Below are 20,946 nucleotides of genomic sequence, written 5' to 3' on the forward strand. Positions count from 1 at the left end.
GTACCCGTCAGTCCGCGATCTTCAGGACGAGCTTGCCGCGGTTCTCGCCGCGGAACAGACGCATCAGGGTGTCCGGGAAGTCGTCGACCGAGCCGGAGACCACGTCCTCAAGGGACTTGAGCCTGCCCTCCGCCCGCCACGCCGCCATCGCCTTGATGCCCTCGCCGTAGCGGTCGGCGTAGTCGAAGACGACCATGCCGGTCATGGTGGCCCGGTTGACCAGCAGGGAGAGGTAGTTGGCCGGTCCCTGCGGCTTGGTGCTGTTGTACTGGGATATCGCCCCGCAGACCACGATCCGCGCTCCGCGCGCCAGGCGCAGCAGCACCGCGTCCAGGATCTCGCCGCCGACGTTGTCGAAGTACACGTCCACGCCGTTCGGGGCGTGCTCGCGCAGGGCCTTGCGGACGTCCTCGCTCTGGTAGTCGACGGCGGCGTCGAACCCGAACTCCTCCACGACCATGCGGCACTTGTCCGCGCCGCCCGCGATGCCGACGACCCGGCAGCCGAGGATCTTGGCGATCTGGCCGACCACACTGCCGACCGCCCCGGCCGCACCCGACACCACGACCGTCTGCCCCGGCTCGGGGCGGCCGATGTCGATCAGGCCGAAATAGGCCGTCAGCCCGGACATGCCGAGCGTGCCGAGATACGTCGGCAGGGGAGCCGCCGCGGGGTCGACCTTGGTGACCCCGAGCCCGTTGGAGACGCAGTACTCCTGCACGCCGAACGACCCCGACACATGGTGACCGACGGCGAAGCCGGGGTGCTTGGAGGCGATGACGCGGCCGATGGCGCCGGCGCGCATGACCTCGCCGATCTCCACCGGGCGGATGTAGGAGCGGCCCGCGTTCATCCAGCCGCGCATCGCCGGGTCGATGGACAGACAGAGCACCCGCACCAGGAACTCCCCGTCGCCGGGTTCGCCGACCGGTTCCTCGACGTGCTGCCAGTCGGTGGGCCGCGGCTCTCCCACGGGGCGTGCGGCCAGGCGGACCTGGCGGTTGGTCGTGCTCATCGTCGGCGGCTCCTCGGACGGTCGCGGGGGCTGGCGGCACGGCATACCAGCTGGTCGGTATGGGGGGTGAGCGTACGGTGCCGGGGCGGGTGAGGCAAGGGGTTCCGGTCCCGGGGTGCGCTGGGCCGAAGTGAATCGGCCACGGCCGGCGGCGCTATGGTGGGCCTATGCGGACTGTTGTCCGGTAAGTGGGAGGAGTGGGAGTGCGGTCGAGCAACGACGGACCCCAGCGCTCGGACGCACAGCGCAACCGGGAGCGCATCCTGGAGGTGGCGCTGGCCGAACTGTCCCGCGACGTCGATGTCCCGCTGAGCCGGATCGCCAGGAAGGCGGGCGTGGGACAGGGCACCTTCTACCGCAACTTCCCCAACCGTGAGGCGCTCGTCCTGGAGGTCCACGGCCACGAGGTGCGCGTACTGACCGACGCCGCGGCGGACCTGCTCAGGACCCGGGAGCCCGACCGGGCCCTCAGGGAGTGGATGGACCGGCTCGCCCGCTTCGCCGTCGCCAAGGCGGGCCTGTCGGACGCGATGCGCCGGATCGTCGGTACGGCGGACGGCCCGGCCCAGCCCGGATACGCGCGGGTGATCGAGGCGATCGAAACCCTGCTGGCGGCCAACCACGAGGCCGCGACCATCCGGCCGGGGCTGACCACCGACGACTTCCTGCTGGCGATCGCCGGTGTCTGGCAGCTCGCCGACCGGGACGACTGGCAGGCGCGGAGCACCAGACTGCTGGACCTCGTCATGGACGGGCTGCGCGCCGGGGCGCCCGCGCGTGCGGTCAGTCCGTGATGACCGCGTCCCGGCGGCTCCACTCCGAGCCGTGCGCCGCCTTCACCATGAAGTCGGCGACATCCGCGCGGCTGACCGCGGGTGCCCCCTTCATCGGCAGCCGCTCCCCGGCGCGGTACCTGCCCTTGGCCGGGCCCTTGGTCAGCATCGTCGGGTAGACCAGTGTCCAGTCCAGGTCGCTGGCGCGGAGGGTGCGCTCGGACAGTTCCTTGTCGGCGTAGATCTTCCGGAGGAAGGTGCGGTACGTCGCCTTCTGGAAGGCGTTGGCCGAGTGGTAGGTGTCGCCGACCCCGAACGACGACATCCACACCACCCGGGACACGCCCACCTCCGCCGCCGCGTCGACGAGCGCCGTCGCAGCCCGGGAGAACAGGTCGGTGGCGCGTATGGACGAACCCCGGCCGAGCGCCGATATGACGGCGTCTTGCCCGGTCATCGCCTTCGCCAGGTCCGTGCGCGAGGTGGCGTCCCCGCGGATCACGGTGATCCGGTCGGCGCGGTCGGCCATCGCCTCCGGCCTGCGCGCCAGGACGGTGACCGTGTCGCCGGCCGCGAGGGCCAGGTCGACGACGTGCCGACCGGTGGGTCCGGTCGCGCCCAGGATGAGCAGATTCATGGCCCGGAACCTTTCGCCGCCGCCGTCCCCGCGGGACGGCGCCAAAGAGGAAAGCGGACAACTGTCCGCCTGCCTGGAACGTACCGGACGGCTGTCCGGTTAGCAAGGCCGGCCTCACCCGTGCCGGGCTCCGGCGGCGGTGTCATGCTGGAGGAGACGGCCCCCAGTGGCCGTCGGCGCCCTTTGGTGAGGCAGCGATGAACTCCAGCGACCACGGCCGGGCACCCGACCCGTCCGCCTACCCCGCCTCCTGGGCGGATCGCGCCGACGGGAGCGGCGAGTGGGAGATCGGCCACTCCCTGGTCGGACACTTCCTGGCGCGGTCCCCCATCGGCATGGCCGTCATGGACACCGATCTGCGCTACGTCTGGATCAACGAGGCCCTGGAGCAACTCGGCGGTGTGGACCGCGAGGAGCGGCTGGGCAAGCGGCTGAGCGATGTGCTGCCCAAACTCGACGCGGCGTCCATCGAGTCCGTCATGCGGGAGGTGCTGGAGAGCGGACGGCCCGCCGTGGACGTCGAGTACCACGGGCGCACCAGCGCCGACCCGGACCGCGAACACGCCTACTCGACCTCGTTCTTCCGGCTGGAGGACGACTCCGGGACCGTGCGCGGCGTCTGCTACATGGTCCTCGACGTCACCGACCGCTGGCGCGCCCGGGAACGCCTCAGCCTGCTGAGCAGGGCCGGGGCGTGGACTGCCCGGACGCTGGATGTCTTCCGTCTCTCGGAGGGGCTCGCCGCGGTCTGCGTCCCCGACCTCGCCGACCTGATCACCGTCGACCTCCTCGACGCCGTCCTCCAGGGCGAGACCTTCTACGGCTCGCTGCCCGGCCAGCAGCGGCTGCGGCGGGTCGCCCTGCTGAGCGCCGACGGCGCGGCGCCGAACGGGCTCGCCGCGGTGGGGCACCTGGTGCGGTTCGCCGCGGACTCGCCCGGCGCGCGCTGCCTGGCCGGCGGCGCCCCGCACCGGCGGATCCTGACCGCGCGCGAGTGCGAGGGGTGGATCGCCGCCGACGCGCTGCAGGGCCCGCCCGCGCCGAGTCTCGGGCCGTGCGCGGTGATGCTGGTCCCCATCAGGACGCACGGCAGCGTGGTGGGGATGACCACCCTGCTGCGGCGGCCCCCGCGCGAGGCGTTCGACGAGGACGACCTGCTCGTGGCCGACGAGATCGTCGGACGGGCCGCGCTCGGCGTCGAGAACGCCCGCCAGTACACCAAGGAGCGCAACACCGCGCTGGCGTTGCAGCGCTTCCTGCTGCCGCGGCGGATCGCGGCGCAGCCGACGGTCGAGGTGGCCACCCGCTATCTCCCCTCGGGCGGTGGCGTGGGCGGCGACTGGTTCGACGTGATCCCGCTGTCCGGGGCGCGGGTCGCCCTGGTGATCGGCGACGTGGTCGGCCACGGCATCAACGCGGCGGCCTCGATGGGGCGGCTGCGCACCGCCGTGCGCACCCTCGCCGATCTGGACCTGCCGCCCGAGGAGATCCTGGCCCATCTCGACGACCTGATGCTCGGGCTGATCGCCGAGGACGGTCCCGACGACGCCGGGCGGGTGCCGTCGGAGCTGGGCGCCACCTGTCTGTACGCGGTCTACGACCCGGTGGCCCGTACCTGTGTCATGGCGCGGGCCGGGCATCCGCCGCCGGCCGTCGTCGACCCCGGGGGGACGGTGGAGTTCCCGGAGCTGCCCGCGGGGCCGCCGCTGGGGCTCGGCGGCCTGCCGTTCGAATCCGCGGAGGTCGAACTGGCCGAGGGAAGCCTGCTCGCCCTCTACACCGACGGCCTGTTCGAGATCCGCGGCCAGGACCCGGACATCGCTTTGAACCGGCTCCGCGCGGCACTCACCGCGGTGGACCGGCCGCTGGACGACATGTGCGGGGAGGCACTGGACACGCTGGAACCGGAACGGCGGGACGACGACGTGGCGTTGCTCATCGCCCGTACCCACGGCCTGGGTGCGGACCGGGTCGCCGTGCTGGACGTGCCCTCCGACCCGGCGGCCGTGTCCAGCGCCCGCGCCTTCGCGCAACGGTGCCTGGACGGCTGGGGGCTCGGTGACCTCGGGTTCACCGCGGAACTCCTGGTCAGTGAGCTGGTCACCAACGCCATCCGGCACGCCTCCGGCCCCATCCGGCTCCGGCTGATCCGTGAGTCCGTCCTGACCTGCGAGGTCTTCGACGCGAGCAACGTCTCCCCACGCCTGCGGCACGCCCGCACCCTGGACGAGGGCGGCCGCGGCCTGTTCCTGGTCGCTCAGCTGTCCCGCCGCTGGGGCACCCGCTACACGGCGGACGGCAAGATGATCTGGGCGGAGCTGGAGCTGCGGTAGGAGGCCGGCGTCCCGGCCCGGACTTCGCCCCTCCGGCGCGCACCGGGCCGTACTGCCCGAGGCATCCCGCGCCGCGGGATCCGGTCCGTACCAAGTCTTGACCGTGGTCGGTCAGGTCTCTACTCTCCCGAGCAGTATAAGGAAACTTTCCTAACAGTCATCAGCCGTTTGCCACGGCTTCACGCACCACGGCGGATCCCCATCGCCGACAGCATCACCCCCAGTTGAGACCCCACCAGGAGGGCGCCATGCGCACACCCCTGTCAACTCTGCTCGCCGGCACACTGCTTGCCGCGCTGGGCTTCGGCCTCGTCCCGTCCACCGCCCTCGCCGCCACCGAGCCGGCCCCCGCGGCGAGCACGAGCGTCGCCGCCTACCAGGCATGGCAGCCGAACACCTCGTACACCGTGGGCACCCGGGTGTCCTACGGCGGCAAGGACTACGAGTGCCTGCAGAGCCACACCTCGCTGACCGGCTGGGAACCCCCCAACACCCCCGCCCTGTGGAAGCCGGTCGGCGACAGCGGCGGCGGCACCGACACCACCGCCCCCTCGGCCCCGGGCAACCTGCGCGCCACCGGCACCACGTCCTCCACCGTGTCCCTGGCCTGGAACGCCGCCACCGACAATGTGGGCGTGACGGGATACGTGATCTATCGCGACGGCACCCAGGTCGCGACGGCGAGCGGCACCTCGTCCACCGTCGGCGGACTCGCGGCGAGCACGACGTACGGATTCACCGTCCGCGCCCGTGACGCGGCCGGCAACCTCTCACCGGCGTCCAACACGGTCAGCGCCACCACCCAGAACGGCGGCGGCCCCCAGCCGGGCACCACCCCCGCCGCGATCAACGGCCGCCTCAAGGTGTGCGGACTGAAGCTGTGCAACCAGTACGGCCGCCCGATCCAGCTCCGCGGCATGAGCAGCCACGGCCTCCAGTGGTACAGCCACTGCCTGACCAACGCCTCCCTCGACGCCCTCGCGGGCGACTGGAACGCCGACGTGCTGCGTATCTCCCTCTACGTCCAGGAAGGCGGCTACGAGACCAACCCGAGGATGTTCACCGACCGCGTGCACCAGCTCATCGAGATGGCCACCGCCCGCGGCATGTACGCCCTCGTCGACTGGCACCAGCTCACCCCCGGCGACCCCAACCACAACCTCGCCGCCGCCAAGACCTTCTTCACCGAGATCGCCCAGCGCCACCGCGACAAGACCAACCTGCTCTACGACATCGCCAACGAGCCCAACAACGTCAGCTGGTCGCGGGTGAAGTCCTACGCGGAACAGCTCATCCCCGTCATCCGCGCCCAGGACCCGACCACCCCGATCCTCGTCGGCACCCACGGCTGGGGCTCCCTCGGCATCTCCGACGGCCGCGACGAGACCGACATCATCAACAACCCGGTCCAGGCCTCCAACATCATGTACACGTTCCACTTCTACGCGGCCTCGCACGGCCAGGAGTACCTGAGCGCCCTCGACCGCGCCTCGGACCGCATCCCGATCTTCGTCACCGAGTTCGGCACCCAGGAGGCCTCCGGCGACGGCCCCAACAACTTCGGCCGCGCCCAGCAGTACCTCGACCTGCTCGGCGCCAAGAAGATCAGCTGGGTCAACTGGAACTTCTCCGACGACGAACGCTCCGGTGCCGTCTTCAAGGGCGGCACCTGCAACGGCAACGGCCCCTGGGCGGGCACCGGTTCCCTGAAGCCGGCCGGCGTCTGGATCCGCGACCGCATCCGCACACCGGACAACTTCCCCACGTCCTGACCGCGCAGCCGCTCCCCGCTCGACAAGCGCGGGGAGCGGCACGGGATCAGTCGCCGGAGTACCCGAAGATCCCCAGGTGACTCGCCTTGTCCTCGGAGTAGAGCGTCACGTAGCAGGCGGTCCACCGCATCCGGCACTCATTGGGCAGACTCCGCTGGAACTCCTCGTGATTCATCTCGTTGGCCGCGTCGATCAGCTCCCGGAACCGCTCGACCGTGGTCACGAGGTAGTCGTCCTGGCGCAGGTCCTCCAGACTCGCGTACTCGTTCCCGTACTCCTCCTGGAACTCCCGGGCCTGCAAGGCCCCGAGCGCTGCCTCGACGTCCCCCTCGTACGCGGTGACGTAGCTCCACCCACTGGCGCCCGTGACGCACCCCCTCGCACATCAATTGAGGGCCGAACAGTACCTGCGGGCACTGACAGTCAGTCCTCGCAGGGCCGCAGGCCGTCCGCCCAGCGGGCGTAGCTGCGTTGGTCGGGCAGGGCGATGAGGGACAGGTCCATGCCGTCGCGCTTCTCGCCGGGGAGCAGCAGGGGCTCGATCACGTACCGCGTGGGCCAGCCCGGGCGGCGTTCGATCGCGAGGAGCCGGCCCACGCTGTGCGGGTCGAAGTCGCCGGTGCTGAAGGGCGCGAACTCCATGACCAGGTCGCCGGGCTGGGGGTGGTCCATACGGTCGCGGAGCTGCGCCACGACCGGGGCCGGGCTGCCCAGGTGGCTGGCGGCCCACAGGGCGCGCCCCACCTGGGCGATGTGTTCCACCAGTTGCTCGGCGGTGGGCTGGTCCGGCGACGGCGTGCTCACGCCCCTCCTCCTCATGCGTAGGCCCCACGACGCGAACAGCAGGACCGGGCGGACCAGCTGGTGGGGGAGGGCGGCGGGTCGTTGGCAGCCTACACAGCGTGTGCACGTTCATGTGCGGGGCGTCCACTGTTCGTGATCTTCCCGCAATCCTCGCCGGGGTGGGTGAGGCGTCAGCGAGGCGTCAGGAGGCAGAACTCGTTGCCCTCCGGGTCGGCCAGCACCGTCCAGTGCAGCTCGGACTGGTCGATACCGGGGTCGGTGGCACCCAGGGCGCGCAGCCGGTCCGCCTCGGCGGCCATGTCGTCGCCGGGATAGGGGGCGACATCGAGGTGGACGCGGTTCCAGACCGTCTTCGGGTCGGGATTGCGTACGAACTCCAGGTACGGGCCGACGCCCTTGGACGAACGCAGGGTCGCGTGGTCGTCCGCCGCCACGTGCACCGTCCAGTCCATGGCCGCGCCCCAGAACCGGGCCATTTCCCGAGGATCGGCGCAGTCGACCACCACCGTGGCGATCGGCCCGGTGTCCAGATACATCTCCCGGGGCTCCAGGACGCAGAACTCATTGCCCTCCGGGTCGGCCATGACCGTGAAGGGAACATCGCCCTGGCCGATGTCGACGGGCGTCGCGCCGAGCCCCTTCAACCGCTCCACCAGTTCCGCCTGCTGGGCGGCCGAGGTGGTGGCCAGGTCCAGGTGCACCCGGTTCTTGACCGTCTTGGGCTCAGGGCGGGCGATCAGATCGATGCAGACCGCCGACGGGTCGGGGTAGGAGAAGCCCACGGGTTCCAGGTTGGTCACCCCGGGCGCCTCGCTGTCGATGCCCCAGCCCAGTGCCTCCGCCCAGAAGCGGCCGAGCGCGGAGTCGTCCAGCGCCTTCATATTGATCTGCACGAGTCGTGTGGCCATGCCGGTGATCCTACGGGCGGGCCTCCCCGGCACGCGGGGTGACCAGGCCGGATTCGTAGGCGAGGACCACGAGTTGGGCCCGGTCGCGGGCGTGCAGTTTCGTCATCGCCCGGTTGATGTGGGTTTTCGCGGTCATGGGGCTGATGACCATGCACGCGGCGATCTGGTCGTTGGACAGGCCGCGGGCGGCCAGTGCCACCGCCTCGCGTTCGCGGTCGGTCAGCTCCGTCAGGACGGTGTCCGCGGCGGTGGGAGCGGGCTCGGTGACGTAGCGGTGGATCAGCTTGCGGGTGAGGGCCGGGGCGAGCAGGGCGTCCCCGCGGGCGGCGACCCGTACGGAGTGCAGCAGGTCCTCCGGGAGGATGTCCTTCACCAGGAACCCGGCCGCGCCCGCGCGCAGCGCCTCGAACACGTACTCGTCCATGCCGTAGTTGGTCAGCATGACCACGTGCACGCCCGACAGGGACGGGTCGGCGGCGATACGGCGGGTCGCCTCGATGCCGTCCATCACCGGCATCCGGATGTCGAGGAGCGCGACGTCGGGCAGATGCTCCCGGGCGAGCGCCAGGGCCGTCTCCCCGTCGGCGCCCTCGGCCACCACCTCAATGTCGGGCTCCAGGTCGAGCAGGGCGCGGAAGCCGCTGCGGATGAGGGGCTGGTCGTCGATCAGCAGGACTCGGATCATGACGCTCGTTCCACGGGGAGTTCGGCCAGGACGGTGAAGCCGTGATCGGGACGCGGCTCCGCCCGGAGCCGGCCGCCGAGGGCGGTGACGCGTTCGCGCATGCCGAGCAGGCCCAGGCCGGGCACGGGGGCGTCGGCGGGGGTGGCCTTGCCGTCGTCGTCCACCTGGACGGACAGCCGGTCGGGTCCGTAGGCGATACGGACCGTGGCGGTCGTGGCCGCGGCGTGCCGGGCCGTGTTCGTCAGTGCCTCCTGCACGATCCGGTAGGCGGTACGGCCCACCGCCGCCGGGACGTCGTGGCGCCGCCCCTCGACCGTCAGCGTCGCGTCCAGGTCCATCGAGCGGGCCCGCTCCACCAGCTTCGGGATGTCGTCCAGGCCCCGCGGCGGTGCCGTGTCGTCGTCGCGCAGGGCCTCCAGGGTCGCCCGCAGCTCCCGGGTCGCCTCCCGCCCGGCCGCCTGGATGGCCAGCAGCGTCCCGGGCACCTCCTCGCCGCGCCGGCGGGCCATGTGGACGGCGACCTCGGACTGCACCTTGATGACCGAGATCTGGTGGGTGAGGGAGTCGTGCAGCTCCCGCGCGATGTGCAGCCGCTCCTCGTCGGCGCGGCGCCGCGCGGTCTCCTCCCTGGTGCGCTCGGCCTCCTCCGCCCGCCGCTCGGCCTGCCGCAGCGCCTCCCCGGCGGCGAACGCCGCGATCAGCCAGGCGATCTCCAACACGTCCCGGGCCGCCCCGAACGCCTCCCGCGCCGGCCCGTCCCGGAACACCAGCGCCGTGACCTGGAGGACGGCGAGCAGCGCCACGGACACCGCCACCGTCAGTGCCCGGTGCCCGGCCCGCACCGCGCCGTACACCGCGACCAGGTACGGCACCGAGAGCACCGTGAACCCGGCCGCCTCGTACCCCACCGTGCACATTGCGGTGACCGCCAGTACGACGCGCGGTGCCCTGCGCCGCGCGAGGAGCGCCACACCGGCCCCCGCCAGCAGCACCGCGCCCAGCACCTCACGCGCGCCGTCCGGATGCTGCCCCGACAGCCCGCCGCCCAGCGACAGGGCCGCCACACCCACGGCGATCGCCCAGTCCACGGCACCGGCCGGGACACGAAGTCGCCCTGCGTCCATGTCCGCACCCTAGCCGCGGGCGCGCGCGAGCGAGTCCCGCGCGCGAAGGAGCCGTCGCCTACCGCGTCCGTGGTAGCCATCCCCTTCCTGCCGCGTCCGCGGCAGCCGGAAGTGACCGCGCCTGCCGGACGACCGGCGCGCGCCGGGACGGCACGCTCAAGGAACGACAGCGAACACGTCATGTACGAAGGAGAAGACCGCCATGAGCGCAGCAGACGTCCTGACAGTGGCCGCCGAGGGCGGCATCATCGGCGACGGACGTACCGGGGCCAACCTGGCCCTCGCAGTGGGGTTCGCCGGGATCGTCCTCGGCTGGTCGGCCCTGGCCCGTCTCGCCGGGCGCATCCGCGTCGGCAACCCGCGTACGGGCGCCCTGTCGGCCCTCGTGGCCGGCCTGGCCGGCACCTTCCTCGGGCTGCTGCACCTGGCCACCTCCGACGGCGGACCCGGTACCGGAAACGGCATGGTGGGCGCGATCGTGGCCGTCCCGCTGGGCCTGGCCGCCATGGAACTCGGCCGCCGCGTCCTCGTCCGGTCCTAGACTCACCCGGGTGACCGATCAGCCCGTATTCGTCCTCAGTGGTGAGCTCCAGGCCCTGGAACCGGCCGGGTTCGCGACCGAGGCGGAGTTCCAGGAGCTGCTCGCCCGCCATCCGCGCGTACTGGACTTCGGCTCGCTCGCCGACGGCCGTCCGCTGCGACTGACGCTGGTGGCCCGCGAGATGGGCGTGCCGACCGGCCCGGACGGCGGTTCGGTGTACGCGCTGGACCATCTCTTCGTCGACGCCGACGGCGTACCGACCCTGGTGGAGGTCAAGCGCGCCTCCGACACCCGGATCCGGCGCGAGGTCGTCGGCCAGATGCTGGACTACGCGGCGAACGCCGCCCGTTACTGGCCGGCCGCGCTGCTGCGGCGCTCCTTCGAGGACACCTGCGCCAAGGACGGCCGCCCGCTGGAGGAGGCCTACCGGGACCTCCTCGGCGAGGGTCCGGTGGACGAGTTCTGGGCGACCGTCGAGGAGCGGCTGGCCGTCGGGCAGATGCGGCTGCTGTTCGTCGCCGACCGCTTCCCGCTGGAGCTGCGGGCGATCGTCGAGTTCCTCAACCGCCAGATGCGGCAGACCGATGTGTACGCCGTCGAGTTGACCCAGTACCGCGGCGACGGGAATCTCCGGGTCCTCGTCCCGCGCGTGCACGGCGAGGTCGCCACGGCGGCCAAGTCGCCCTCGTCCGACCGCGCCGCGCGCCGGACGAAACGGGAGGAGATGGACGCGGCGATCCGGACCCGCTTCGATCCGGAGGTACGGCGCACCGCCACCGCCCTCCTCGAACACGCGGCGTCCCACGGCCGCCTGGAGGCCGGTACGGCCAGGTACGCGAGCATGCGCCTGTACTACCCCGTGTCCGGCCGCACGGTGCCGGTCGCGACCCTCTCCCTCCACGACGACCCGGCGAAGGACGACATCTCCTTCGCCTTCGGCTCCCTCGCCCATCACCTCGGCCGCGAGCGCGCGGAGCAGTTCGCGGCGGCTCTGCCGTCCGTGCCCGGGCTGAAGGAGCGGCTGGCGGCCCTCCCGGCGAAGAACTACAACGCCTGGCCGCACGCCACCCTGCCCGCCGTCGCCGCCGAACCCGGTGCGCTGGAAGGCATTCTGGCCGCGATCCAGGGACTCGTCGACGGTCCCTGAGCCGTCCGGTGACCGGGGCGGGCGGCCGCGTAGCCTCTTCGGCCATGGGGATACAGATCGACGTAGCGGTGGATTACCCGGTCAACGACGAGGTGGAGCGGGTCCTCGGGCTCGCCGAGGCGGTCGGTGAGCCGGTGACGGTCACCTTCCGGTGGGAGGGGCGGGAGCCGGAGCACGTGGTGCTGGTGCCCGCGGCGACGCTGGCGCTGTGGGAGCACTGGGCGCCCGGCGTGTTCCCCGGCCCTCAGGCGCCGACGCGGGAGCGTGCTCACCCCGAGCGGTTCGGCCCGTTCACGCTCTTCCGCCGCCGTACGGGATGGCGTACCGCGGTCGCCCGTGACGGGGTCGTCGTCGCCGAGCTGCTGCCTCCCGACGAAGCGCACTGGCTCCGGGAACAGGCCCGTGGTGTCCGCCAGGCCTACATGGACCCCAAGCAGAAGGCGGCCTTCGAGGAGTTCCTGGCCCGCCAGGAATCCCTCGACGCCGAGTGAGTGTGAGGTTTCCGTTATCCGGCCCCCGGCTCTGGGTCTCCCCTTGTACCGGGCGAATAATGCGTGGACCGGAAAGGGATGGGAAACAGGCATGGCAGCAATGGGAGAGCACGAGTACGCCGTGGTCGAGGCGGCTCAGCGTGGTGCCCTGTGGGCCCAGGACGAGCTGGTCGGCGCGTACCTTCCGCTCGTGTACAACATCGTCGGACGGGCGCTGAACGGTCACGCCGACGTCGACGATGTCGTGCAGGAGACCATGCTCCGTGCCCTGCGCGGCCTCGGTTCGCTGCACCACCCCGGCAACTTCCGGTCCTGGCTGGTCGCCATCACCATGAACCAGATCCGCACCTACCAGCACCGCAAGCAGGCGGCTCCGGCGGGCTCGGAGCTGCGGGAGGCCCATGACGTGGCCGACCCGGGCGCGGACTTCGTGGACCTCACGATCGTGCGGCTCGGTCTGGAGGGCCAGCGCCGGGAGGTCGCGGAGGCCACGCGCTGGCTGGACGACGACGACCGGGTGCTGCTGTCGCTGTGGTGGCTGGAGGCGGTCGGTGAGCTGACCCGGGCGGAGGTGTCCGCGGCCCTGGAGGTGTCGCCGCAGCACACGGCCGTACGAGTGCAGCGGATGAAGGCGCAGCTGGAGACCGCACGGCTGGTGGTGCGCGCCCTGTCCGCGCTGCCACTGTGCGACCGCCTCGACCAGATGATCGGTACCTGGGACGGCCGCCCGTCACCCCTGTGGCGCAAGCGCATCGCCCGGCATGCCCGTGAGTGCGTGCGCTGCTCCGGCCACCAGGCGGACCTGTTCCCGGCCGAGGGGCTGCTGGTGGGGCTGGGTCTGGTGCCGGTGGCGGCCGCCCTGACGGGGCTGGCGGGGCTGACGGCGTTCGGGGGCGCGGAGCACGTGGCCCATGCGGAGGGGTACGGCGCGGCCGACATGGGGGCCTACTCCGGAACCGGCCCCGGACCGGACATGGCCGCCTTCGGCGGAGCCGACCCCACGGCGGACACCGCGGCCTTCGCCATGCCCGCGTACCCCGATCACACTCCCGACCACGCCTTCGACCACGCCCCGGCCGCCGCTGAGCACGCCGCCGCGCACCCCCACCCGGCAGCGGCAGCCGACGCGGGCGAGCCCACCACCGTCCTCGCCCCGGTGCGCGGCGCGCACGCCCGCGGGCGGCACGGGCGCCCGGGACGAATACCGCAGCGGCGCCGGATCACCGGCGTCGCCGCCGCCGTAGCCGTACTGATCACCGGAGGCACCGTCGCGACGCTGTCGCTGAAGCCGGACGGGGACGGCGACAAGGTGCAGTCCGCTCCCGACGCGCCGACCGACGAGCCCCTGGCGACCTCCTCCGCGCCGAGCACTCCCTCGGCGTCGGCGTCCCCCTCGCCCACCAAGTCCGCCTCCCCCTCGCCCAAGCCGAGCACCAAGTCGCCGAAGCCCACCCCCACACCGTCGAGGACGACCACCGAGCCGAAGACGACGACGCAGGCACCCGCCCCGGCGAACCCCGCTCCCGCCGCCCCGCGCGCGGGCAGCCCGGCCGCCCAGGTGCTGGCCCTCGTCAACGAGGAGCGCCAGGCGGCCGGTTGCGGCCCGCTCAAGCAGGACGCCCGTCTCGCCCGCGCCGCCCAGCTGCACAGCGAGGACATGTCGGCCAACAACTACTTCGACCACACCAGCCTGGACGGCCGCAGCTTCGTCGACCGCGCCGGCGCCCAGGGCTACCCCTCGCCCGGCGCCGAGAACATCGCTCAGGGCCAGAGCAGCGCCGAGTCCGTGATGGAGTCCTGGATGAACTCGCCGGGCCACCGCGCGAACATCCTCAACTGCGACCTGACCACCATGGGCGTCGGCGTCACCGAGGACGACTGGACCTGGACCCAGGTCTTCGGGTTCTGAAGGTTGTGACCCCCGCGCACCCTCACACCAGGCACCGGCCCAGCAGCCAGCGGGCCCGGTGCGCGGAGAGGGTCAGTTCGTCCTCGTGCCCGGCGTCGATCACCAGGACCACATCGTCGCTCGGCCAGCGCCCGGCCAGGTCCCGCAGGGTCACCGGGCGGTAGCAGGGGACCAGGGGGAAGGCGTCGAGCAGCCGTTCCTCCGAGGTGAAGACCATGACCGCGGGCGCGCCCTGGACGCTCTCGACCACCGGCAGCACAAGGCGCACCAGTTCGGTGCGGTCGCGCAGGTACCGGATGCCGCCGATCGCGGGGATCAGCACATCGCATCCGGCCAGGGCCTCCAGCGCGGGCAGGTCCGCGGAGGAGGACAAGTCATGCAGAGCGCTTCGGGCCACCGAGGCGAAGACCTCTGCCGGAATCTCAGTCATAGCGCCGCACCTTCACAGGCAGTGCCGCCGCCCGGATGTCGGGTGATGCGGCACCGCCTACCCAGGTTCGGCCGCTTCATGCGGCGGCCCGGGGGCCGGATCAGCCCGTCGGCGCGCTGATCTCCCGCTTGAGGATCTTGCCGCTGGGGCCGGTCGGGAGGGAGTCGACGAGCCAGACCTGGCGCGGGTACTTGTACGCGGCGACCCGTTCCTTGACGAACTCCCGCAGTTCGTCGGGCGTGGCCTGCGCCTTCGGGCGCAGCACCACCGCGGCGGCGATCTCCTCGCCCAGGTGCGCGTCCGGCACGCCCACCACCGCGGCCAGCGCCACGGCGGGGTGCTCGTGCAGGACCTCCTCGATCTCGCGCGGGTAGACGTTGTAGCCGCCGCGGATGATCATGTCCTTCTTGCGGTCCACGATGTAGAGGTAGCCGTCCTCGTCCCGGCGGGCGAGGTCGCCGCTGCGCAGCCAGCCGTCCTGGATGGTGGCCGCGGTGTCCTCGGGGCGGTTCCAGTAGCCCTTCATCACGTTCGGCCCGCGCACGGCCAGTTCACCGATCTCGCCGGGCGCCACGTCCTGTCCCTTCTCGTCGAGCAGCCGCACCTCCACGTCCTTGATCGGGGTGCCGATCGAGCCGGGCTTGCGCGGCCGGTCGGGGTGGTTGAACGTGACCACCGGGCTGGTCTCGGACATGCCGAAGCCCTCAAGGATCATGCAGCCGAACCGCCGCTCGAAGCCGTGCAGCACCTCCACCGGCAGCGAGGCACCGCCCGAGACGCACATCCGCAGGGTGGAGACATCGGCGTCGGAGGGGTGCTGGAGCAGCGCCGCGTACATCGTCGGCACGCCCTCGAAGACCGTCGCCCGGTCGCGGGCGATGGCGTCCAGCACGGTCTGCGGGTCGAACCGGGGGACCAGGACGAGCGTGGCGCCCGCGCGGATGCTGACGCTCATCGTGCAGATCTGCCCGAAGATGTGGAACAGCGGCAGGCACCCCACGACCACGTCGTCCGCCGTCATCCGCTGCACATGGACGGTGTTGACCTCGGTGTTGTGCCGCAGCCCGGAGTGGGTGAGCGTGGCGCCCTTGGGGCGGCCGGTGGTGCCGGAGGTGTAGAGCAGGACGGCCGCGTCCTCGTCGTCCGTGTCGTGCACCTCGGCCGACGGCTCGTGCCCGGCGAGCAGCTCCGCGAAGGCGGCGGGCTCCACGGCGACGTGCCGTACCCCGGCCTCGGCGGCGCCCTGCGCGCCCTCGCCCGGCGCCTGGAACCACTCCAGCAGCAGCGCGGCGCCGGAGTCCCGCAGGTGGTACAGGGTCTCCCGGGTCTTCAGCAGCGGGTTCAGCGGTACGACGACGCCACCGGCGCGCAGCACGCCGTAGTAGAGGACGACGAACTCGGGCACGTTCGGCAGCATCAGTGCGACCCGGTCACCGGGCCGGACGCCCTCGGCGCGCAGCAGGGCGGCGGCGCGGGCGCTGCGCTCGTCGAGTTCCGCGTAGCTCGTGACCTGCTCGCCCAGTCGCAGCGCGGGCCGGTCCGGCTGCCGCCGTGCCGTCTCCACCAGGAACCGCGCCAGATTGGCCATGACCGCCTCCACGAACGTCGCCGTCGAAATCCGCTGTTCACGCTGACGACATGGTGCAGATATCGACGGTGACGACCTATGTGTCCCCGGACAGCGTCCGCGCCCGCGCATCGTCCCCAGGAACAAAACGGGGGCGTTACGCTGCGGGAATGAACATATCCGGGGTGGTCTCGGCCCTGCACGCGCGGCTGCCGGAACTGGGCGAGCGGATGGCCGAGCGCATACGGTCCGACGTCGACGCCTACAAGAACGAGTCACTGATCCCCTACGACTCGCTGCGCCGCTCCTGCACCGCCAACGCCGACCTGCTGCTCCAGCAGTTCGGGCGACCCGACCCGCAGGCCCCGGGCCCGGCGCGGGAGACCGGCCGGCTGCGCGCCGAGCAGGGCGTGCCGCTGGCGGACACCCTGCACGCCTACCGGATCGGCTTCGAACTGCTGTGGTCGGAGGTGCTCGCCGAGGCCCGCACCCACCCCGAGGTCACCGACGCCCAGTTGGTGTCCCGGTCCGCCGAGCTGTGGACCCTGTTCGGCCACTACGCCGAGGCGGTCGCCGCGGCCTACCGGGAGACGACCGCCGAACTGACCGCACAGCGCCAGGCCCGCCGCTCCGCCCTGGTGGAGGCCCTGTTCACCGGTGCCATCGCCGAGCGCACGCTCTGGGAGACCGCCCGCGAACTGGGACTGCCCGACCGCGGTCCCTACCTGGTGGCGGCGGCCTCCGCCGACGCCCCCGGCGAGCAGCCGCTGGCGGGTACGGAGTCGGCGCTGCGCCAGGCCGGCATCCCCTGCGCCTGGCGGCTGCTGCCCGACCAGCAGCTCGGCCTCGCCGCGCTCTCCACGCCGACGGCCGAGGCCACCTGCCTGCGGGTGATGCGCCGCTCCGGCGCCCGCGTAGGTGTCAGCCCCTCCTTCGACGACCTGCGTGACACCCCGCGGGCCCTGCGCTTCGCCCGGCTCGCCCTGTCCGGCCTCCAGGGCGCCGGGCCCGGCGTCGCCCGGTTCGACGACGACCCGCTGGCCATGGTCGTGGCCGCCGCCCCGGCCGAGGCGGCGCACCTGGTCGACGTGGTCCTGCGGCCGCTGCTCGACCTCCCGGCCGCCGAACGCGCCCGCCTGCTGGAGACCCTGGAGCACTGGTACGCCGCCAAGGGCTCCGCCACGGAGGCGGCACGCGGCCTGTTCGTCCACCCCAACACCGTCCGCTACCGGCTGCGCCGCGTGGAGGAACTGACCGAGCGCTCCCTGTCCGACCCGCGCGCGGTCGCCGACATCGGCGCGGCGCTGCTGGCGGCCCGCCGCCGCTGAACCGTCACACGCTGAGCGCCTCCCGCACCGCCCCCTCCGCCTGGGCACCGCCCTCGCCGGAGGAGGTCACCCGGCCCGCCTCCAGGATGCAGTAGCGCTGGGCGGCACGCATGGCGAAGCCCACGTGCTGCTCGACGAGCAGGACGGACAGCCCGCCGCGGCGCGACAGCACGAGGATCGTCTCCTCGATCTCCGCGACGACGGAGGGCTGGATGCCCTCGGTCGGCTCGTCCAGCAGAAGCAGCCTCGGTGAGGTGATCAGGGCCCGGGCGATGGCCAGTTGCTGGCGCTGGCCCCCGGAGAGCAGGCCCGCGCGACGGCCGGACAGCTCCCGCAGGGCCGGGAAAAGGTCCAGCACCTCGGCGACAGCCGCCCTGCCGTTGCTCCGGCCGTCGGCCACCAGTTGAAGGTTCTCCGCGGTGGTCAGGTGCGGGAAGGACTGCTGCCCCTGCGGCACGTACGCCATACCCCGGGCGACCCGCTGGTGCGGGGCGAGCCGGGTGATGTCCTCCCCGTCCAGCAGCACCCGGCCGCCCTTGGGCCTGAGCAGGCCCATCGCCACCCTCAACAGGGTGCTCTTCCCGGCGCCGTTGTGACCGAGGACAGCGGCCACCCCGTCCTTCGGGACGGCGACGGTGACCTCGTGCAGGACGGGGCTGCGGTCGTATCCGGCCCGTACATCGGTGATCTCCAGCATGCCGCTCACGCCTCCTGGGCCGTCGCGACGGGCTCCGAGGGCGCCGGTTCGGCGGCCCGCCCGAGATAGACCTCCTGGACCCTGGCGTCGGCCTGGACCTCGGCGACCGTCCCCTCGCTGAGCATCCGCCCGGCGTGCAGGACGCTGACGCTGCGGGCGAAGGAGCGCATGAAGTCCATGTCGTGCTCGATGACGACGACAGTCCGCTCCTCGCTGATCCGCTGCAACAGCTCGCCCGTCGCCTGCCGTTCGTCATGGCTCATCCCGGCGACCGGCTCGTCGAGCAGCAGCAGCCGGACGTCCTGCACCAGCAGCATGCCGATCTCCAGCCACTGCTTCTGCCCGTGCGCGAGCACCCCGGCCGGACGGTCCCGGAGCGCGGTCAGGCCGATCGTCTCCAGCGCCCGCTCGACCGACTCAGGTACCTCCTTGCGGCGCCGCAGCATCGTCCACCAGCCCCGGCCGGCGCCCGCCGCGATGTCCAGGTTCTGAAGGACCGTCAAGTTCTCGAACACCGTGGCCGTCTGGAAGGTGCGGCCGATGCCCGCGCGGGCGATCGCCTGCACCGGCCGGCCCAGCAGCTCCTGGCCGCCGAAGCGAGCCGAGCCGGTGGCCTTCACCAGCCCGGTGACGGCGTCGACCAGCGTGGTCTTTCCGGCGCCGTTCGGGCCGATCAGAAAGCGCAGGTCGCCGGGGCGGATGTCCAGGTCGACGCCGTCGACGGCGGTGAACCCGTCGAACGTCACCCGCAGATCGCGGACGGTCAGTCCCTCACCCTTCAGCTCGCCCTTCATGCGGTCCCTCCTGAACCGGTGGGTCGGGTACGGCGGTTGCGCAGCACGGTCGCCAGGGAGGCCAGGCCCCCCGGCAGGAAGCCGACCGCGACGACGAACAACAGGCCCTGCAGATACGTCCACGCGGCCGGGAAGGCGTCCGAGAGCGTGCTCTGCGCCCAGGCCACCGCGATCGCGCCGAGCACCGCCCCCACCAGCGAGGCCCGCCCGCCGACGGCCGCGCCGATGACGAAGCCGATGGACGGCACGATGCCGATCAGCGCGGGCGAGATGATCCCCACGGCCGGGACGAACAGCGCCCCGGCCAGCCCCGCCATCCCGGCGGCCACGACATACGCCACCAGCTTGACGTTGGCCGGGTTGTACCCGAGGAACCGCACCCGTTCCTCGGAGTCCCGTACCGCGACGAGGAGTTCACCGAAGCGGCTCAGGAACAACTGCCGGGCCAGGGCCATCACCAGGAGCAGAGCGGCGGCGATGACGAGATACACCATCCGCTGGTTGACCGGGTCGTTGAGGTCGTAGCCGAAGAAGCCCTGGATGTCGGTGAGTCCATTGGTGCCGCCCGTCGTGGCCTGCTGGCCGACCAGCCAGATGGCGAGCGCGGCGGCCAGCGCCTGGCTCAGGATCGCGAAGTAGGCACCCTTGACCCGGCGGCGGAAGACGAAGAAGCCGAGCGCCGCGGCGACCGCCATCGGCAGCAGCACCGTCATGGCGAGCGCGAACAGCGGGCTCCTGAACGGCTCCCACCACCAGGGCAGCGCGTCCGAAGTGCCGTACAGCTGCATGAAGTCGGGGAGCGTCTCGCCGGCCGCCGTCGCGTCCGCGAGCTTGAGGTGCATCGCCATGGCGTAGCCGCCGAGGCCGAAGAAGACGCCCTGGCCGAGCACCAGCAGCCCGCCGCGCCCCCAGGCCAGGCTGACGCCGACGGCCACGATCGCGTAGCACAGGTACTTGGCCAGCAGGGAGAGCCGGAAGTCGGGCAGGACCAGGGGCGCCGCACCGAGCAGCAGCACGGCACCGAGGAGGAAGCCGCCGGGTGCCCGGAAACGGGCGAGCGGCGAGGGGGAGGTCACGGTCGTCGTCGTCATGCCAGGCTCCGGGTGCGCAGGGTGTACAGGCCCTGGGGCCGCCACTGGAGGAAGGCGACGATCGCCACGAGCACGGCGACCTTCGCGACGCTGATCGTGGTCGAGTACTCCAGCACCGCCTGGAGCACGCCGAGCACGAACGCGGTGATCACGCTGCCCTTGAGCTGCCCGATGCCGCCCACGACCACCACGAGGAAGGCGTCGACGATGTAGTTGGTGCCCATCGTCGGGCCGATCGGTCCGACCAGGGTGAGCGCGACCCCGGCCACGCCCGCCAGGCCCGAGCCGATGAAGAAGGTCGTGCGGTCGACCCGTTCGGAGGCGATGCCGGACACCTCGGCGAGGTCGCGGTTCTGCACCACGGCCCGGATCCGGCGGCCCAGCGGCGTCAGCCGCAGCACCAGCGTGAGCCCGAGCACGCACAGCAGCGCGAGTCCGAGGATGAACAGCCTGCTGTTGGCGAAGGTGACGCCGCCGACCGAGATGTTCCCGGTGAGCAGATCCGGCGCGCGGGTCTGCACGTTGGGTGCGCCGAAGATGTCGCGGGCGAGCTGCTGGAGCATCAGGGAGACACCCCAGGTCACCAGCAGGGTGTCGAGGGGACGGGTGTAGAGGCGGCGGATCAGCAGCCATTCCAGCAGCGCGCCGAGGGTTCCGGCGACGAGGAAGGCCAGCGGCAGCGCGGCCAGCAGGGAGAGGCCGGCCGCGCTGATGGACTGCTGGAGCACGTACGTGGTGTACGCGCCGGCCATGATGAACTCGCCGTGCGCCATGTTGATGACGCCCATCTGACCGAACGTCAGCGTCAGTCCGAGCGCGATGAGCAGGAGGACGGCACCGATACTGATGCCGGTGAAGCTCTGGTTGAGGATGACCGTCATGCAGCGGCTCCGGGTCGGG

The 20,946-nt window shown here is 72.1% G+C and carries 21 protein-coding genes; 8 read left to right on the forward strand and 13 right to left on the reverse strand.

Going from position 1 to position 20,946, the window contains the following annotated elements:
- Positions 1–7: 7 nt before the first annotated feature.
- Complete coding sequence (locus ACZ7L7_RS18285; RefSeq protein WP_285511894.1) at positions 8–1,015, reverse strand: NADP-dependent oxidoreductase; 1,008 nt, start codon at positions 1,013–1,015, stop codon at positions 8–10.
- Between the two features lie 203 nt (positions 1,016–1,218).
- Between ACZ7L7_RS18285 and ACZ7L7_RS18290 the strand changes: the two genes are divergently transcribed.
- Positions 1,219–1,809 carry a TetR/AcrR family transcriptional regulator gene (locus ACZ7L7_RS18290; RefSeq protein WP_285511895.1) on the forward strand — a complete coding sequence of 197 codons (591 nt, stop codon included), beginning with the start codon at positions 1,219–1,221 and terminating at the stop codon, positions 1,807–1,809.
- Here the strand turns inward: ACZ7L7_RS18290 and ACZ7L7_RS18295 are convergent.
- Positions 1,799–2,425 (reverse strand): NAD(P)-dependent oxidoreductase, encoded by a 627-nt coding sequence (locus ACZ7L7_RS18295; protein ID WP_285511896.1) that lies wholly within the window; start codon positions 2,423–2,425, stop codon positions 1,799–1,801. The genes ACZ7L7_RS18290 and ACZ7L7_RS18295 overlap by 11 nt on opposite strands.
- A 197-nt stretch (positions 2,426–2,622) precedes the next feature.
- Between ACZ7L7_RS18295 and ACZ7L7_RS18300 the strand changes: the two genes are divergently transcribed.
- Together ACZ7L7_RS18300 and ACZ7L7_RS18305 are read left to right on the forward strand one after the other, a co-directional pair.
- Complete coding sequence (locus ACZ7L7_RS18300) at positions 2,623–4,758, forward strand: SpoIIE family protein phosphatase (RefSeq protein ID WP_472076488.1); 2,136 nt, start codon at positions 2,623–2,625, stop codon at positions 4,756–4,758.
- 248 nt (positions 4,759–5,006) lie between these two features.
- The gene (locus tag ACZ7L7_RS18305; RefSeq protein ID WP_453605197.1) at positions 5,007–6,530 is read left to right on the forward strand and encodes a cellulase family glycosylhydrolase; all 1,524 of its coding nucleotides are present in this window, start codon (positions 5,007–5,009) and stop codon (positions 6,528–6,530) included.
- Positions 6,531–6,576: 46 nt separating this feature from the next.
- Here ACZ7L7_RS18305 and ACZ7L7_RS18310 read toward each other — a convergent pair whose 3' ends face one another.
- From ACZ7L7_RS18310 to ACZ7L7_RS18330, 5 genes are all read right to left on the reverse strand, one after another.
- Complete coding sequence (locus ACZ7L7_RS18310) at positions 6,577–6,831, reverse strand: hypothetical protein (RefSeq protein ID WP_285511899.1); 255 nt, start codon at positions 6,829–6,831, stop codon at positions 6,577–6,579.
- Positions 6,832–6,953: 122 nt separating this feature from the next.
- A complete protein-coding gene (locus tag ACZ7L7_RS18315; protein WP_285511900.1) occupies positions 6,954–7,334 on the reverse strand; it encodes a hypothetical protein in 381 nt (126 codons plus the stop codon).
- A 170-nt stretch (positions 7,335–7,504) separates the two neighbouring features.
- Positions 7,505–8,242 (reverse strand): VOC family protein, encoded by a 738-nt coding sequence (locus ACZ7L7_RS18320; protein ID WP_472076491.1) that lies wholly within the window; start codon positions 8,240–8,242, stop codon positions 7,505–7,507.
- A gap of 10 nt (positions 8,243–8,252) precedes the next feature.
- Entirely contained in the window at positions 8,253–8,927 is a 675-nt protein-coding gene (locus ACZ7L7_RS18325) for a response regulator (RefSeq protein WP_472076493.1), read from the reverse strand.
- Positions 8,924–10,051, reverse strand: coding sequence for a sensor histidine kinase (locus tag ACZ7L7_RS18330; RefSeq protein ID WP_471592181.1), 1,128 nt, complete (start codon positions 10,049–10,051; stop codon positions 8,924–8,926). The genes ACZ7L7_RS18325 and ACZ7L7_RS18330 overlap by 4 nt, the downstream gene beginning before the upstream one ends.
- A 202-nt stretch (positions 10,052–10,253) precedes the next feature.
- Between ACZ7L7_RS18330 and ACZ7L7_RS18335 the strand changes: the two genes are divergently transcribed.
- The 4 genes from ACZ7L7_RS18335 (at position 10,254) to ACZ7L7_RS18350 (ending at position 14,139) form a co-directional block, all read left to right on the forward strand.
- Complete coding sequence (locus ACZ7L7_RS18335; protein ID WP_285511904.1) at positions 10,254–10,592, forward strand: DUF6223 family protein; 339 nt, start codon at positions 10,254–10,256, stop codon at positions 10,590–10,592.
- 10 nt (positions 10,593–10,602) lie between these two features.
- Entirely contained in the window at positions 10,603–11,739 is a 1,137-nt protein-coding gene (locus tag ACZ7L7_RS18340) for a hypothetical protein (protein ID WP_472076496.1), read from the forward strand.
- A gap of 44 nt (positions 11,740–11,783) precedes the next feature.
- The gene (locus tag ACZ7L7_RS18345) at positions 11,784–12,230 is read left to right on the forward strand and encodes a DEAD/DEAH box helicase family protein (RefSeq protein ID WP_472076498.1); all 447 of its coding nucleotides are present in this window, start codon (positions 11,784–11,786) and stop codon (positions 12,228–12,230) included.
- 91 nt (positions 12,231–12,321) lie between these two features.
- Positions 12,322–14,139: a sigma-70 family RNA polymerase sigma factor gene (locus ACZ7L7_RS18350; RefSeq protein WP_285511907.1), complete on the forward strand. Its 1,818-nt coding sequence runs from the start codon at positions 12,322–12,324 to the stop codon at positions 14,137–14,139.
- Between the two features lie 22 nt (positions 14,140–14,161).
- Here ACZ7L7_RS18350 and ACZ7L7_RS18355 read toward each other — a convergent pair whose 3' ends face one another.
- Together ACZ7L7_RS18355 and ACZ7L7_RS18360 are read right to left on the reverse strand one after the other, a co-directional pair.
- Positions 14,162–14,569, reverse strand: coding sequence for an SseB family protein (locus ACZ7L7_RS18355; RefSeq protein WP_285511908.1), 408 nt, complete (start codon positions 14,567–14,569; stop codon positions 14,162–14,164).
- Between the two features lie 100 nt (positions 14,570–14,669).
- Positions 14,670–16,157 (reverse strand): long-chain-fatty-acid--CoA ligase, encoded by a 1,488-nt coding sequence (locus ACZ7L7_RS18360; protein WP_472076500.1) that lies wholly within the window; start codon positions 16,155–16,157, stop codon positions 14,670–14,672.
- A 164-nt stretch (positions 16,158–16,321) separates the two neighbouring features.
- Here ACZ7L7_RS18360 and ACZ7L7_RS18365 point away from each other — a divergent pair, with 164 nt between their 5' ends.
- Positions 16,322–17,464 carry a PucR family transcriptional regulator gene (locus ACZ7L7_RS18365; RefSeq protein WP_285512091.1) on the forward strand — a complete coding sequence of 381 codons (1,143 nt, stop codon included), beginning with the start codon at positions 16,322–16,324 and terminating at the stop codon, positions 17,462–17,464.
- Between the two features lie 4 nt (positions 17,465–17,468).
- On the opposite strand, the gene urtE is transcribed toward ACZ7L7_RS18365, so the two are convergent.
- The 4 genes from urtE to urtB are packed head-to-tail and all read right to left on the reverse strand — an operon-like array spanning position 17,469 to position 20,927.
- Positions 17,469–18,161: an urea ABC transporter ATP-binding subunit UrtE gene (gene urtE, locus ACZ7L7_RS18370; RefSeq protein ID WP_285512092.1), complete on the reverse strand. Its 693-nt coding sequence runs from the start codon at positions 18,159–18,161 to the stop codon at positions 17,469–17,471.
- A gap of 5 nt (positions 18,162–18,166) precedes the next feature.
- On the reverse strand, positions 18,167–18,955 hold the full coding sequence (urtD, locus tag ACZ7L7_RS18375; RefSeq protein ID WP_453605183.1) for an urea ABC transporter ATP-binding protein UrtD: 789 nt from the start codon (positions 18,953–18,955) through the stop codon (positions 18,167–18,169).
- On the reverse strand, positions 18,952–20,046 hold the full coding sequence (urtC, locus tag ACZ7L7_RS18380; RefSeq protein ID WP_285511911.1) for an urea ABC transporter permease subunit UrtC: 1,095 nt from the start codon (positions 20,044–20,046) through the stop codon (positions 18,952–18,954). The genes urtD and urtC overlap by 4 nt, the downstream gene beginning before the upstream one ends.
- Positions 20,043–20,927, reverse strand: coding sequence for an urea ABC transporter permease subunit UrtB (gene urtB, locus ACZ7L7_RS18385; protein WP_285511912.1), 885 nt, complete (start codon positions 20,925–20,927; stop codon positions 20,043–20,045). Before urtB ends, urtC begins: the two co-directional genes overlap by 4 nt.
- Positions 20,928–20,946 lie beyond the last annotated feature (19 nt).

It is taken from the genome of Streptomyces sp. NPDC110618 (assembly GCF_055657065.1).